Here is an 889-nt window from a genome sequence, read left to right as displayed (position 1 = left end):
TGAACTGGCCCCCGAAAGTTGGACTGGTTTAATTCTAGGCGGTTAGGGCTTCAAGGGTCTGATTTCGATATTGCATCGGGGTCAGACCCTTGAGTCGTTGTTGGATGCGTTCGGTGTTGTACCACTGGATGTACTCGTCGATGGCCTGGTTGAACTCTGCGACGGTGTCGAAGACTTCTCCGTGGTACATCTCGGTTTTCAAGTGCCCGAAGAAATTCTCCATGACCGCGTTGTCGTAACAGTTGGCTTTACGCGACATTGACTGAACACCACCGTTATCATGAATCAGGTTGCGCCAGGACGAATGCTGGTACTGGAAACCTTGATCGGTATGCATCATCCACCCAGGCTCAGGCGTACACGTTTTAATTGTCTTAGTTAAAGAATCGGCGGTAAACGCTGTCGACGGCGATGTAGCCACGGTGTGGGCAACGATTGAACGGTCGAACAGATCCATCACCGGTGACAGGTAGACCTTGCGGCCTGCGACCCTGAACTCGGTGACGTCGCTAACAAAGACGGTATTTGGCTTATCTGGGGTGAACTTGCGGTCAAGCGTGTTGTCGGCAATGTGGCTGATCGTCCCGTTATAAGAAACATATGGCCTGCGCCGGCGGACCTTGGCTCGAAGCCCCATTTCGCTCATGAGTTTGTAGACGAGCTTGTGGTTGACCACCCACCCCTGGTTGCGCAGGTCAAGTAGCACTCGTCGGTAGCCGTAGCGATGCTTGTTACGCTCGAAGCTTTCTAAGATCGCGTCTTTGAGCGCAGCGTGCTTATCCGGCTCGCTGAGTCGTTTCTGGTGGTAGAAGAACGTTGCTCTCGGCATGCCTGCCGCATCCAAAAGGTATTGCAGACGATGCCGTGACTTGAGGATGACAATCGCCTG

The 889-nt window shown here is 53.3% G+C and carries 1 protein-coding gene; it reads right to left on the bottom strand.

From position 1 onward, the window contains the following. Window positions 1–34: 34 nt before the first annotated feature. Window positions 35–889 (bottom strand): IS3 family transposase (locus QP324_RS11820; RefSeq protein WP_284816173.1); only part of this gene is annotated, 855 nt, incomplete at its 5' end.

The organism is Corynebacterium sp. UMB0012, assembly GCF_030216265.1.
Taxonomy (GTDB): Bacteria; Actinomycetota; Actinomycetes; order Mycobacteriales; family Mycobacteriaceae; genus Corynebacterium.
This window is presented reverse-complemented; position numbering and strand designations above follow the sequence as displayed.